The 13,218-nt window shown below is 70.7% G+C and carries 17 protein-coding genes; 13 read left to right on the top strand and 4 right to left on the bottom strand.

The window, feature by feature from the left end; all coding sequences use genetic code 11:
• Positions 1-40: 40 nt before the first annotated feature.
• From AB0L56_RS14890 to AB0L56_RS14880, 3 genes are all read right to left on the bottom strand, one after another.
• Positions 41-1,060 (bottom strand): trypsin-like peptidase domain-containing protein, encoded by a 1,020-nt coding sequence (locus AB0L56_RS14890; protein WP_365423108.1) that lies wholly within the window; start codon positions 1,058-1,060, stop codon positions 41-43.
• 96 nt (positions 1,061-1,156) lie between these two features.
• Positions 1,157-2,179: a LacI family DNA-binding transcriptional regulator gene (locus tag AB0L56_RS14885; protein ID WP_361031772.1), complete on the bottom strand. Its 1,023-nt coding sequence runs from the start codon at positions 2,177-2,179 to the stop codon at positions 1,157-1,159.
• 92 nt (positions 2,180-2,271) lie between these two features.
• The gene (locus AB0L56_RS14880) at positions 2,272-3,066 is read right to left on the bottom strand and encodes a response regulator transcription factor (RefSeq protein WP_365423105.1); all 795 of its coding nucleotides are present in this window, start codon (positions 3,064-3,066) and stop codon (positions 2,272-2,274) included.
• A gap of 191 nt (positions 3,067-3,257) precedes the next feature.
• Here AB0L56_RS14880 and AB0L56_RS14875 point away from each other — a divergent pair, with 191 nt between their 5' ends.
• From AB0L56_RS14875 to AB0L56_RS14840, 8 genes are all read left to right on the top strand, one after another.
• The gene (locus AB0L56_RS14875; protein WP_361031766.1) at positions 3,258-4,115 is read left to right on the top strand and encodes an alpha/beta fold hydrolase; all 858 of its coding nucleotides are present in this window, start codon (positions 3,258-3,260) and stop codon (positions 4,113-4,115) included.
• A 37-nt stretch (positions 4,116-4,152) separates the two neighbouring features.
• Positions 4,153-4,407, top strand: coding sequence for a MoaD/ThiS family protein (locus AB0L56_RS14870; RefSeq protein ID WP_361031898.1), 255 nt, complete (start codon positions 4,153-4,155; stop codon positions 4,405-4,407).
• A 3-nt stretch (positions 4,408-4,410) separates the two neighbouring features.
• Positions 4,411-5,433: a hypothetical protein gene (locus tag AB0L56_RS14865; protein ID WP_365423101.1), complete on the top strand. Its 1,023-nt coding sequence runs from the start codon at positions 4,411-4,413 to the stop codon at positions 5,431-5,433.
• Between the two features lie 897 nt (positions 5,434-6,330).
• A complete protein-coding gene (locus AB0L56_RS14860) occupies positions 6,331-7,071 on the top strand; it encodes a DUF2993 domain-containing protein (protein WP_365423098.1) in 741 nt (246 codons plus the stop codon).
• Positions 7,072-7,267: 196 nt separating this feature from the next.
• Complete coding sequence (locus AB0L56_RS14855) at positions 7,268-7,378, top strand: putative leader peptide (RefSeq protein WP_361031757.1); 111 nt, start codon at positions 7,268-7,270, stop codon at positions 7,376-7,378.
• 123 nt (positions 7,379-7,501) lie between these two features.
• A complete protein-coding gene (locus AB0L56_RS14850) occupies positions 7,502-8,347 on the top strand; it encodes a sulfurtransferase (protein ID WP_361031754.1) in 846 nt (281 codons plus the stop codon).
• A gap of 33 nt (positions 8,348-8,380) precedes the next feature.
• Positions 8,381-8,668 carry a DUF1416 domain-containing protein gene (locus AB0L56_RS14845; RefSeq protein WP_004986406.1) on the top strand — a complete coding sequence of 96 codons (288 nt, stop codon included), beginning with the start codon at positions 8,381-8,383 and terminating at the stop codon, positions 8,666-8,668.
• 87 nt (positions 8,669-8,755) lie between these two features.
• A complete protein-coding gene (locus AB0L56_RS14840) occupies positions 8,756-9,016 on the top strand; it encodes a DUF3099 domain-containing protein (protein ID WP_361031750.1) in 261 nt (86 codons plus the stop codon).
• Positions 9,017-9,020: 4 nt separating this feature from the next.
• Here the strand turns inward: AB0L56_RS14840 and AB0L56_RS14835 are convergent, their stop codons facing one another.
• A complete protein-coding gene (locus AB0L56_RS14835) occupies positions 9,021-9,383 on the bottom strand; it encodes a DsrE family protein (RefSeq protein WP_361031747.1) in 363 nt (120 codons plus the stop codon).
• A 102-nt stretch (positions 9,384-9,485) separates the two neighbouring features.
• Here AB0L56_RS14835 and AB0L56_RS14830 point away from each other — a divergent pair, with 102 nt between their 5' ends.
• The 5 genes from AB0L56_RS14830 (at position 9,486) to AB0L56_RS14810 (ending at position 13,211) form a co-directional block, all read left to right on the top strand.
• Positions 9,486-10,283: a hypothetical protein gene (locus AB0L56_RS14830; RefSeq protein ID WP_365423093.1), complete on the top strand. Its 798-nt coding sequence runs from the start codon at positions 9,486-9,488 to the stop codon at positions 10,281-10,283.
• Positions 10,280-11,077 (top strand): hypothetical protein, encoded by a 798-nt coding sequence (locus AB0L56_RS14825; RefSeq protein ID WP_365423090.1) that lies wholly within the window; start codon positions 10,280-10,282, stop codon positions 11,075-11,077. The genes AB0L56_RS14830 and AB0L56_RS14825 overlap by 4 nt, the downstream gene beginning before the upstream one ends.
• Positions 11,074-11,928 (top strand): hypothetical protein, encoded by an 855-nt coding sequence (locus tag AB0L56_RS14820; protein ID WP_365423087.1) that lies wholly within the window; start codon positions 11,074-11,076, stop codon positions 11,926-11,928. The genes AB0L56_RS14825 and AB0L56_RS14820 overlap by 4 nt, the downstream gene beginning before the upstream one ends.
• Positions 11,929-12,153: 225 nt before the next feature.
• Entirely contained in the window at positions 12,154-12,729 is a 576-nt protein-coding gene (locus AB0L56_RS14815) for an FABP family protein (protein WP_361031735.1), read from the top strand.
• Between the two features lie 44 nt (positions 12,730-12,773).
• A complete protein-coding gene (locus AB0L56_RS14810; RefSeq protein ID WP_365423083.1) occupies positions 12,774-13,211 on the top strand; it encodes a transcriptional repressor in 438 nt (145 codons plus the stop codon).
• Positions 13,212-13,218 lie beyond the last annotated feature (7 nt).

Genomic DNA, 13,218 nt, shown 5'->3' with positions numbered 1-13,218 from the left:
GGTCTTCAGCCTCGCACGTTTCCCGGGGTGCGCGTGCGCGTCAGTTCGTCGAGCCGGAGCGCAGGGCCGGCAGGTCCTTCTTCACCGTGTCGACCGGGATGGCGAAGCCCAGGCCCACGCTGCCCGCCGCGGACGAGTCCGCGCCGGTAGGTGCGTACATCGCCGAGTTGATCCCGATGATGGTGCCGTTCATGTCGATCAGCGCGCCGCCGGAGTTGCCGGGGTTCAGGGACGCGTCGGTCTGAATCGCCTTGTACGTGGTCGTCGAGCCGCCCGTGTCGCCGTTGAACTCCCGGCCGTCGTACTCGAACGGCCAGTCGCCGCCCTGCTGTCCGGGCCGCCGGCCCTGGCCCTGGTCCTGGTCCTTCGAGACGGTCACATCGCGGTCGAGGGCGGAGACGATGCCGCTGGTCACCGTGCCGGTCAGGCCCTCGGGGGAGCCGATCGCCACCACCTGGTCGCCGACCTGTACGCCGTCGGAGTCGCCGAGGGTGGCCGCCTTCAGGCCGGAGGCGTTCTCCAGCTTGATCAGCGCCAGGTCCTTGCTGCTGTCGGTGCCGACGACCTTCGCGGTGTACGTCGTGCCGTCGTCCGTCCGCACCTTGATCGAGGACGCCCCGGCGACGACGTGGTTGTTGGTGATGATCTCGCCGTCGTCGGTGATGATCACGCCGGAGCCGGTCGAGGAGCCGGCGTCGGAGGTCGCGTTGATCTCGACGATGCTGGGGCTGACCGCCTTGGCGACGCCGGACACCGTGCCCTTCTGGCTCGACGGTACGACGTTGGTGCCGGTGGAGTTCGAGGTGGCGACGGTGTCGGAGCCGGTCAGCTCCTGCACCCCGAAGGCGGTGCCGCCCCCCACGGCCGCCGCGACGATCGCCACCGCCGTGAGCAGGGCGGCGGGGCCCCGGGCGCGCTTCCGATGCGGGGTCGGCGCCGGGTTCGAGGGCTGCGCAGGCGTCGGTGCGTACGCCGGCGGGGGCGGCCACTCGGGGTTCACCTGGTGGGGGTTGCTGCTCTCGTACTCGCCGCTCGGGCTGAGGCTCTCGGTCATGCTCATGAGGGTCGCGCCGGACGATGAGAACATCCTGAGTGCTTGCTGAGAAGCCCGACAGAAGGCCGTATGCCCGATATAAAGGTTTCCGGGTCGGGTTTCCTACGGGCAGCCGCAGGACTGGCGTACCACCAGGCGGGACGGGAACACCTTCAGGCGTTCGCGGCGGGAGCCCGCCACCCGCAGGCCGTCGTCGAGGACTAGGTCGACCGCGGCGCGGGCCATCGCCGGACGGTCGGAGGCGACCGTGGTCATCGGCGGGTCGGCGAGCGCCGCCTCCTTGATGTCGTCGAATCCCGCGACCGCCAGCTCACCCGGCACGTCGATGCGCAGCTCCCGAGCGGCGCGCAGGATGCCGATCGCCTGGTCGTCGGTGGAGCAGAAGACCGCCGGCGGGCGGTTCGGGCCGGAGAGGATCTCCAGGCCCACGCGGTAGGCGTCGTAGCGGTTGTACGGCGCCTCGAAGAGGCGGCCCTCGGTCGGTATCCCGGCCTCCTTCATCGCGCGCCGCCAGCCTTCGACGTGGTCCGAGACCGGGTCGCCAACGGCGGGGGTCTGCTCGGTGCCGCCGACACAGGCGACGTACGCGTTCCCGTGTTCCAGCAGATGGCGTACGGCGAGCTGGGCGCCGCCGAGGTCGTCCGTGACGACCGCCACGTCGTCGATCGCCTCCGGGCGCTCGTGCAGCAGGACCACCCGGGCGTCCCACGCCTCGATCTCCGCGGCGGCCAGGTCGTTCAGCGCGTGGCTGACCAGGATCAGACCGGAGACGCGCATCCCGAGAAACGCGCGCAGATAGTGGACCTCGCGCTCCGCGATGTAGTCGGTGTTGCCGACGAGCACCATCTTCCCGCGCTCGGACGCGGCCTGTTCGACCGCGTGCGCCATCTCTCCGAAGAACGGCTGCCGGGCGTCCGGGATGATCAGGCCTATGAGATCCGTACGCCGTGACGCCATCGCCTGGGCGACTCGGTCGGGCCGGTACCCCAGCTCCTTGATCGCGGCGAGAACGCGCTCGCGCGTGGCCGGGGCGACCGGCCGGGGTCCGTTGTTGATGACATAGCTGACGACGGCGGTGGACGTACCCGCCAGCCGCGCCACATCATCCCTGGTTACCTTGGCCACGCGCGGAGTCTACGCGGATATATTCGGTCCGGGCAGGGCGTGAAGAGGGTTCCGAGCAGCACGGAAACGGCTCGTATGTGCGAACGCAACGCTCATGCGTGCGCCTGTCGCGCCCGCGCGTGGGACTCGGCGGCTTTACCGGTGGCCGTCTCGTCCGTATCCGATGGTTTTTGCCGGTCCGCCCTGGCCTTCGCCTCCTCGGCCGCGCGCTCCACCTTTTCGGGCGTAACAAATCGATAACCGACGTTCCGGACGGTGCCGATCAGCGACTCGTGCTCGGGGCCGAGCTTGGCGCGCAGCCGCCGTACATGCACGTCCACCGTGCGGGTGCCGCCGAAATAGTCGTAGCCCCACACCTCCTGGAGCAGCTGGGCGCGGGTGAAGACCCGGCCGGGGTGCTGCGCCAGGTATTTCAGCAGTTCGAATTCCTTGAAGGTCAGGTCGAGGACCCTGCCCTTGAGTTTCGCGGAGTAGGTCGCCTCGTCGACCGACAGGTCGCCGTTGCGGATCTCCATCGGGGAGTCGTCGTTGACGATCTGCTGGCGGCCCATCGCCAGGCGCAGCCGCGCCTCCACCTCGGCCGGGCCCGCGGTGTCCAGCAGTACGTCGTCGATGCCCCAGTCCGCGGTGACGGCGGCCAGACCGCCCTCAGTCACCACCAGGACGAGCGGGCAGCCGGGGCCGGTGGAGCGCAGGAGCTGGCACAGGCTGCGCACCTGCGGGAGGTCCCGGCGGCCGTCGACGAGGATCACGTCGGCGCCGGGGGTCTCGACCAGGGCTGGGCCCTCCGCGGGGGCCACGCGCACGTTGTGCAGGAGCAGGCCGAGGGCAGGGAGCACCTCCGCCGACGGCTGAAGCGCGTTGGTCAGGAGCAGCAGCGAGCTCATCGCGTCTCCTCATCTGCTCGGGGCCGGGTCGTCCTCGAGTCGTGCACGGTTCGCTCTCCCATGACGTCTGGTTCCTCCTCGGTCCCTGCGATGGGGGCGCGCCTTCCCGCGTTCGTATACAACGCTTCCGAAAGCACAAAAGGACTCGGGGGCTTCGCTGCCCGAGTCCTCTTCGCAGCAGAATAGCCGACATGAGCACCGATCGGGCAGGTCATGTGGCGTGGGCCACGAATCGTCCGTATTCCGAGATGAGTGGGGTGACGCGCGGGGGGACACGCGGCGCTGCGCCTTTGCGGACGTTCTTGCGAACTGCGGATGGAGTGGCGATCGATTCCGTATACGAACCGTCCGTATCGGGGGCCGATTCTGTCGGTGATCTGGTTTTTGTGATCGCACACGGGTTCACCGGGGATGCGGACCGGCCGCATGTGCGGCGCGTGGCGCGGGTGTTCTCGCGGTACGGCGGTGTCGTGACGTTCTCCTTCCGTGGGCACGGGGCGTCGGGCGGGCGGTCGACCGTGGGGGACCGGGAGGTACTGGATCTCGCTGCGGTGGTGGGGTGGGCGCGTGAGCTGGGATATGCGCGGGTGGCCACCGTCGGGTTCTCGATGGGGGGCTCGGTGGTGCTGCGGCATGCGGGGGTGGGGGTGGCTGGTGATGTTGTCGATGCCGTGGTTTCCGTTAGTGCGCCGGCGCGGTGGTTTTATCGCGGGACCGCGCCCATGCGGCGGCTGCACTGGCTGGTGACCCGGCCGTCCGGGCGGGTCGTCGGGCGGTACGGGCTGCGTACGCGGATCCATCACCGGCAGTGGGATCCGGTGCCGGTGTCGCCGGTGGAGGCGGTGCCGGGGATCGCGCCGACGCCGTTGCTGATCGTGCACGGCGACCAGGACGCGTACTTCCCGCTCGACCATCCCCGGATGCTGGCGGCTGCCGCCGGGGAGCACGGGGAGCTGTGGGTCGAGCCGGGCATGGGGCACGCGGAGAACGCGGCGCCGGAGGCGTTGCTGGGGCGGATCGGGGACTGGGTGGTCGCCCGGGCGGGCTAGCCTGACGGTGTTCATGTCCACCGAGAGGAACCAGCAGATGGCAAAGGTCACGGTGCGGTACTGGGCCGCCGCCAAGGCCGCGGCCGGGGTGGCCGAGGAGGCGTACGAGGCGGACACGCTGGCCGAGGCGTTGGATGCCGTGCGGGGGCGGCACTCCGGGGAACTGGCGCGGGTGCTGGTGCGGTGTTCCTTCCTCGTTGACGGTGATCCCGTGGGCAAGCGCGCGCATGAGACGGTACGGCTGGCCGACGGCGGCACGGTCGAGGTGCTTCCGCCGTTCGCAGGAGGGTGAGCGATGACGAACCAGCCGTACGGGTCGTACGGGGGCGGCCAGGAGCCGTACCAGCAGCCGCAGGCTTGGCCCGGGCAGCAGCAGGGGTACGACGATCCGTACGCGGATCAGCAGTACACGCAGCAGTGGCAGGGGCAGACGTGGGAGACGCAGATGCAGCCGCCGGTGGCCGCGTCCGCCGTGGTGGAGGAGACGTCGTATCTGCCTCCGCAGCAGGCGCCCGTGCCGGAGGGCGTATCGGGCGAGCCCGAGTACGGGCCGGCCACGCTGGCTGGGAACTCCCGGGTCACTGACGCCCAGCGGGCGCGTGCGGAGGGGCGCTCGCCGGTCATCGAGCCCGGGATGCAGCCCGCGGTGCTCACGGCGCTGCTGGGGGCGCTGCTCGCGGGTGGGGCGGCGCTGGGTACGTATGCGCTGCTCGTGCCGTTGGTGGTGCTGCAGGGGCTGACGGCGGCGGGCTGGTTCCGGCTGAACGGCATGTGGCCGGCCCGGCAGGGGATCGCGCTGGGGTTCGTGGGCGCGCTGGTCGCGGACGTGGCGCTGCTGGTGTCCGACCGGTCTCCTGGGGCGATCCTGGGGACGCTGGGGGTGTGGGTGCTGCTGTCGCTGGTGCTGCAGCTGCGGTCGCACGCGGATCCCGATGAGCGGATGTACGGCCTGATGGCGACGGTCGCCGCGGCGGCGCTGGCGATCACGGCGGGCGGGTATCTGGCGGCGGACGCGGATGCGGTGACCGTGGGAGCGGTTGCTGTGGCGGTGGCGATGGTGGCGCGGGCGCTGCCGCTGCCGACAGCGGCGTCCGTGCTGGTCGCGCTGGTGGCTGCGGCGGGGGCGGGGTTCGCGGTCGGGGGGATGGAGGCTTCGGGTGCGGGGCTGGGTGCGGGGGCTGCGGTCTGTGCGCTGATCGGGCACCGGGTCGCGAGCTACGACTATCCGTCGCGCTTCGTGCACTTCACAGCAGGCGTCGCGCTCCCACTGGCGGCGGCGGGACCTGCGGTCTACGTCCTGACCCGCATCGCCACCTGACGCCTGCGGCGCAACTGGGGTGCGCTAAGCGCCCACGGTGGGTGGGTGGTGCGGGGCCGGGCCGGGGGTGTCCGTCCTCGGACTGGCGCGACTGCGCCCGCTGGTAGAGGCAAGGGCGCGGACGCGCCAGCCACTGCGGGCGAACACCCCCACCCCGCCCCCTCCCCGCCGTACGCGGCATCCTGCCGCCACCATCCACGGGCAGTCGCCCGCGCTCCCGCGTCCCGCCGCCGCGATCCGCGATCCGCGTCCCGCCGCTCCCGCGTCCCGCGCCGCCCTCCGCGTCCGCCGCGATCCGCGGCCCACTGCCGCCCTCCGCGGGCAGTCGTGCCGCTGGGGCGGCACGGGTGGGCGCGACGGCACCCCGTCGGCGCCGGGCTGCGCAACCCACCCCCGGCCCGCACTGACACCGGGTACCTGTAAGCACCAGCACCGCCGCGATCCGCGGCCCACCGCCGCCCTCCGCGGGCAGCCGCCCGCCGCTTCCGCGTCCCGCCGCCGTGATCCGCGTCCCGCTGCCGCCCTCCGCGGGCAGTCGTGCCTCCCCCAGTGCCTTAAGGGCCTGGGAGGTGCCCCCAGGGCGATGGGGGTCCCCCCGCTCGAGCGAAGCCGAGAGTGGGGGAGGGTGGGCGCGACGGCACCCCGCCTGCGCCGGGCTGCGCAAACCACCCCCGGCCCGCACCCACGCCGGGTACTTGCAAGCGCCGGGACCGCCGACCCACCCCCGCCGAAGGCACCCGCACGGCGCAGCCGTAAGCACCGAGTCGCAAGTCCTGCCCTGTCACAGGTGATCCACAAACCCCCAGCTCCCCCAGCCGTCCGAGTTACCCTCGCGCCAGGACGGCCGCCCGGTCGTCGGGGAACGCCGTCGACACCAGCCAGGTGGGGGAACACCGCATGCGCGCACTGCGAATACTGCTCATCGTCGTCGTCATACTGGGCGGAATCTTCGTGATCATCGACCGCGTCGCGGTCAACCTCGCCGAGGGCGAGGCGGCGGACCGCCTGAAGGCGACCGAGAACCTCGCGTCCACCCCCGACGTGTCCATCAAGGGCTTCCCCTTCCTCACCCAGGTCGCCGGCGGCACCCTCGACGAGGTGCAGGTCGGCATCGAGGGCTACGAGGCCGGCACCGGCGATGGCGCCGAAAAGATCCGCATAGGCGACCTCCGCGCCGACATGAAGGGCGTCGACTTCTCCGACGACTACAGCTCCGCCACCGCCGCCACCGCCACCGGCACCGCGACCGTCGCGTACGACGAGCTGCTGAAGACCGCCAAGTCCGAGCCCAGCCAGGTGGCCCCCGGAGTCACCGCCAAGGTCATCGGGCTGTCCGACGGCGGCAACGGGAAGATCAAGCTCACGGTGGAGGCCACCGTGCTCGGCAACAAGCTGCCCGAACCGGTCTCCGTGCTCAGCTCGGTGACGGTCGTCGACGGAGACACCGTGCGGGTGAAGGCCGACGCGCTGCCCGAGTTCGGAGGGGTCGCGCTCGCCGAGTCGCGGGTGCGGCGGATCACCGACTTCGAGCAGAAGATCGACGGACTGCCCGGCGGAATCCGCCTGGACAAGGTCGAGGCGGCCGAGAACGGCGTGGACATCACGGTGAAGGGTTCCGACGTCCGTCTGGTCGGGTAGGGAGGGGTTGGGCAGGGGGATGTCCGTCAGATGAGACGGCGGGGTCCGTAGGGCAGATGGCTGGGTGGGGGCGCGGCGGGCTCCGGGCTCGCGGAGGGTGGCTTTCAGGGCGTTGCGTACCGCATCGCGGACGATCTCGTCTCAGCATGCGACACGTCGGTGACATGCCCGCCCTGACCTCCCTACGATCGACCCCATGCAGTGCCAGACGAGCGTCGTCCCCGTGCCCCGGGGGCAGGCGGATCTCACGAAGCGGCGGGCAGTCGACCTGTGCCGTGTCGCCGCCATGCTCTGTCGCACCTTCTGAAGCGGACGCGTCGCCGTCCGCACCCCTCGCCCGCCCGTTGAAGGGCGCCCGTGCGCCTGCCCGCCCTGGGCGCGCACCCCTCTCACCGCACGCCCCGCCGCAACTGCCCCGGAGGAGAACAGCATGAGCCGCAGCGACGTCCTGGTCGACGCCGATTGGCTCCAGGAGCACCTGGACGACTCGACCATCGTGATCGTCGAGGTGGACGAGGACACGTCCGCCTACGACAAGAACCACATCAAGAACGCCGTACGGATCGACTGGACCAAGGACCTGCAGGACCCGGTCCGCCGTGACTTCGTCGACCAGGCCGGCTTCGAGAAGCTCCTGTCCGACAAGGGCATCGCCAACGACCACACGGTCGTGCTCTACGGCGGCAACAACAACTGGTTCGCGTCTTACGCCTACTGGTACTTCAAGCTGTACGGCCACGAGAACGTCAAGCTTCTCGACGGCGGCCGCAAGAAGTGGGAGCTCGACGCCCGCGAGCTGGTCCCCGGCGACGAGGTGCCGGAGCGTCCGAAGACCGAGTACAAGGCCAAGCCGCAGGACCTGTCCATCCGGGCCTTCCGCGACGAGGTCGTGGAGGCCATCGGCACGCAGAACATCGTCGACGTGCGCTCGCCCGACGAGTTCGCCGGCAAGCTGCTCGCCCCGGCCCACCTGCCGCAGGAGCAGTCGCAGCGCCCCGGCCACGTGCCGACCTCCCGCAACATCCCGTGGTCGAAGAACGCCAACGACGACGGCACCTTCAAGTCCGACGAGGAGCTCAAGAAGCTCTACGAGGACGAGCAGATCGACCTGTCCAAGGACACCATCGCCCTGTGCCGCATCGGTGAGCGCTCCGCGCTCTCCTGGTTCGTGCTGCACGAGCTGCTCGGCGTGGAGAACGTCAAGAACTACGACGGCTCCTGGACCGAGTACGGCTCCCTCGTCGGCGTGCCGATCGAGCTCGGCTCCGGCAAGTAATCCCTCCCCGACCGACCCTCTCAGGAGTAAGACATGTGCGGTGCGAAGGCCGGCGGCCCGGACGCCTCGACGATCAAGCCCGGCGAGACCACCATCCAGGGCCAGGTGACCCGGGACGGCGAGCCGGTGACGGGCTACGTCCGTCTGCTGGACTCGACCGGTGAGTTCACGGCGGAGGTTCCGACCTCCGCCACCGGACAGTTCCGCTTCTACGCGGCGGAGGGCACCTGGACCGTCCGCGCCCTGGTGCCCGGCGGCACCGCCGACCGCACGGTCGTCGCCCAGCAGGGCGGTCTGGCCGAGGTCGCGATCGCGGTCTGAGGACGCGAGTACGGCAGAAGGGCCGCATCCCACGGGTTGGACGCCCGGGATGCGGCCCTTCGGCATGTCCGGACCTACGCTGGACGCATGTACGCGCGCAGGCGGCATGTCTATTTCGTCATGATGGGCAGCTGCATCGGGCTGTTCGTCCTGGCGTGGGGTGTGGTGCGGCTCTGGTCGGTACCGGCGGCCGTGGCGATGTGCCTCGTGGCCATGGTCATCCCGCCGCTCGCCGCGGTCGTCGCCAACCGGCGGGGACCGGACGACCGCTGGTGGGACGATCCGTCCGGCGACCCCAAGTCCGACGAGTGGTGGGACGAACTGGACGGCAAGAAGGGGCCTCGGTAGCCGCTCAGTAGACGAGCGCCTGGGTGTCGTCCGCCATGGCCTCCTGAACGAACACCTGCGCGCCGGCGATGCGTACGCCCTCGATGACGTCCTTCTCCGTGATGTCGCGGCGGGCCGCGCACTGGGTGCACAGGGTGACCCGGCCGGTCGCCAGGATGGAGTCCAGCAGGTCGGGCAGCGGCGCGGCGTGCGGCAGCTCGAACTCCGCGGCACGGCCCGGCAGGGCGAACCACGCGGACTCCCCGGTGAGCCACAGGGAGACCTCGACCCCGCTGGCCGCGGCCACCGCCGCCACGGTGAACGCCTGCGAGCAGCGTTCGCGGGCGTCGGTTCCTGCGGTCACTTTGATCACGAGCTTCTTCGCCATGACCGAATCGTAATCATGATCGCCGCAACTTCGGCCGGCGGCCATGGGTCTCCTGGGCGCGCGTACGCGGAATGCGCGCTTCACCTTCTGTGGGGAGACGTCTTGGAACAACCCGAAGAAGCAACCGACGCCCCGGATGGGCCGAGATCGGCGGATGTGCCGGAGGCCGTCCTGGCTCCGGAGGCGGGACGAACACCCCGGCGGCGGGGGCGGACGGCCGCGCTGATCGGTGCCGCCCTGGTGCTCGGGCTGGTCGCCGGTACCTGCACCGGCTACCTCGTCCAGGCCGACCGTGAGCCCACCCCGCTGCCGCCGCTGTCGCAGCCGGTGCTCACGCAGGCCAAGGGCAAGGCGCCCGAACCCCTGTCCACGGCGCAGGACCGCCGTCTGAAGACCGACGGCGACCTGCGCAAGCTGCTGATCAAGCGACCCCGCTCCGCGCGGCCCGCCGACTGGCTGCTCGGCGAGGACGGCTGGATGGACCTCGCCGAGTACGCCGGCTACTACGAGGATTCCGGCGAGATCTTCGGGCAGCTGGCGATGGACGAGTTCCGTCGCGTGGCGGTCACCGGATGGTTCGGCAACGACTACGACGTGGAGATCCGGCTGGTCCAGTTCCGGCAGGAGGAGACCCTGGCGGCCGCCGAAAGCGTCGCCAGCGGCCAGTACTGGGCGGACGAGGTGGAGGACACGGACAGCTGGCGCGTGCCCGGTACCGAGGGCGGCCGGGCGTACGTCCACGACCGGCCCACGAACGAGCCCGGCTACGAACCCATGTACAGCGCGGAGGCGCACGCCTGGCGCGGGGACGTCGCGATGGAGATCTGGGTGAACTCGAGCAAGCCCGTCAGCAAAAAGATGATCATGGATCTGGCCGAGCGGCAGATGGAGCAGCTGTGAGCGGGACCGAGAACCGGCCGGCCGCTCCCGCCGAGCCCGCCGGGAAGCGGCCCGTGCGACGGGGACGGGTCGCGGCCGTCGCCGTCTCCGTGCTGGTCGCAGGAGCCGTCGTCGCCGGAGCGGGCTACACCGTCGCCACCGTGAAGGGCGCCGACCGCGATGCCGGTGCGCCCGTGTGGAAGATGCCCAAGGCGGATGCCGCCAAGGAGAAGGCGCCGAAGGCCCAGGGGCTGGCCGGGATGCTCGTGCCGTACGGGTACGACAACTGGCTCCCGGGGCCTGATCTCGCCGAGTTCGGCGCGGACGCGCAGCTCGACGGAGCGGGAGCCACCGCGCTGCACAAGAAGTCGCTGCGCGATCTGCCGCGTTCCCAGCGCAAGCGGCTGGAGAAGGAGATCGACAGCTGGCGCGTGGAAGGCATGGCGATGCGCAGCTACACCAGCGGGTCGACCAGCGTCTACAGCGAGGAGGAGGTCTACACCGTGGGCATCGTGCTCACCCGGATGAAGGACCGCGAGGCCGTGCGGGACCTCGCGAGGTTCCAGACCGGGCTCGTCGACGCCCTGGACGTCTTCCGCAAGGGACCGAAGGTCAAGGGCCACAAGAACGCCAAGTGCTTCCTGCCGCCCAAGGACGCGGAGTCCGACCTCGACTCGATGCACTGCTCGGCCCATGTCGGGGACGTCCTGGTCACCCTCACCGCGGACGGCGGCAAACCGCTCGACACCGAGAGTGTCGCCACGCTGTTCGGTCAGCAGCTGGACCGTATCGACGAACCCGGGAAGGCCGTATGAGCGAGCAGCAGGCCCTCGCGCCCACCGTTCCCCAGCAGGATCCGCCGACGGCCGTACCGGAAGAGCCGCAGCAGCCGCCCGTGCGCAAGGACCGCCAAAGCCTGCGCGCCGCCCTGCGCTGGACGGCCGCGGTCGTGGTGTTCGCCGTGGCGGGTGCCGGCACGGCGTACGGCATCAGCCGGATGGAGCGCACGGACCTGCCCGGCCTGGCGACCAAGTCCGACGGGCGGTGGGACTACCCGCCGCTGACCAAGCCGCCGCTGCCCTCCGGCAGCCCCGGGCCGCAGGTGGAGTCCAACCCGGCCGGCACCCACCACGCCGACCTGCGCGCCCTGCTGCTGCCCGCCCCGGAAGGCGCCGAGGAGAACAAGGCGCTGCGCGGCACCGACGGCTGGCTGGAGACCGAGAAGTTCCTGAAGGAGTACGCCGACAAGGAGGACCGGGAGAGCCTGCGGCAGCAGCTCGTCGACGGCGGCCTGCGGCACATCGCGGCCCGTGGCTGGACCACCGAGGACGGCACCCGGACCCGGATCTACCTGCTGCGGTTCGACACCGCGGCCATGGTGGAAGGCAGGTTCTTCGCGCCGTACTTCTCGTACGTCGACCCGGTGTACGCGGTGCGCGGCACGGAGACCATGGCCTTCGACGAGTCCATCCCCGACAAGACGGCGGTCCCGGGCGTCGAGCGCACCGTCTACGTCGAGTCCAAGCCGTACGGCAAGGAACAGGAGCGCTACGCCTACCTCGCCGCCGGGGACGTCCTCGCCCTCGTGCTGCAGTCCCGGAAGGGGACCGCGCACGCCGTGCCGTTCCGGCAGACGGTGGTGCTGCAGAGTCAGCTGCTGGGCTGAGGTGCGCGGGCGGCACCTCGCACGACGGGCGCCGGCCCCGGCCGCGTAAGCTGGGGGCGGCCCCGTGCACACCCTCGCACTCCCCGCTCAAGGAGCACCCCGTGGTTATCTTCTTCGAAGCTCTGCTGGTCCTCGTCGCCGTCGGCGTTCTCGCCTTCGCCGGACTGACCGTGAAGAAGCTGTACCAGGGCCAGCGCTGATCACCGACGCCAGGAAGTTCCGCTCATGATCGAGATCCCGTCCGACCTGCACAAGGACCTCGTCCCGCTCGCCTTCCTCCTCGGCAACTGGGCGGGCGCCGGAGTGCACGACTTCCCCGGCGCGGAGAAGTGCAACTTCGGCCAGGAGGTCACCTTCACCCACGACGGCCGGGACTTCCTCGAGTACAGCTCCCACACCTGGGTGCTGGACGGCGACGGCAACAAGGTCCGGCCGCTGGAGTCCGAGCACGGCTTCTGGCGGATCGACGCCGACCGCAAGGTCGAGGCGACGATGACCCGCGACGACGGCGTCATCGAGATCTGGTACGGCGAGCTCGCCGAGGGCAAGCCGCAGATCGACCTGGTCACGGACGCGGTGGCACGCACCGCCGCCTCGCGGCCCTACAGCGGCGGCAAGCGGCTGTACGGCTACGTCAAGAGCGACCTGATGTGGGTCGGCGAGAAGCAGACCCCCGACGTCGAGCTGCGCCCCTACATGTCGGCGCACCTGAAGAAGGTCGTCACCCCGGAGGACGTCGAGCGCTGGGCCAAGGCCCTGCCCGACGACATGCCGGACGACGGGATCGCCTTCTTCAAGTAGGAGCGCCCCCGGGCCCCGGGCCGCCGACACCCTAGACTCGTGGTGTGGTGAGCACCGACTGGAAGAGCGACCTCAGGCAGCGCGGCTACCGGCTGACGCCGCAGCGCCAACTCGTGCTCGAAGCCGTCGACACCCTGGAGCACGCGACCCCCGACGACATCCTCGTGGAAGTGCGGAAGACCGCGTCGGGGGTCAACATCTCCACCGTGTACCGCACGCTGGAGCTGCTGGAGGAGCTGGGCCTGGTCAGCCACGCCCATCTGGGGCACGGCTCCCCGACGTACCACCTCGCGGACCGGCACCACCATCTCCACCTGGTCTGCCGTGACTGCACGAATGTCATCGAGGCGGACGTCGAGGTGGCCGCCGAGTTCACGGCCAAGCTGCGGGACACCTTCGGCTTCGACACCGACATGAAGCACTTCGCGATCTTCGGCCGGTGCGAGGACTGCGCCCGGAAGGCCTCCCCCGCCGAGTCGTAGGCTTGGC

This window comes from Streptomyces sp. NPDC052079 (assembly GCF_040680275.1).
Taxonomy (GTDB): Bacteria; Actinomycetota; Actinomycetes; order Streptomycetales; family Streptomycetaceae; genus Streptomyces.
This window is presented reverse-complemented; position numbering and strand designations above follow the sequence as displayed.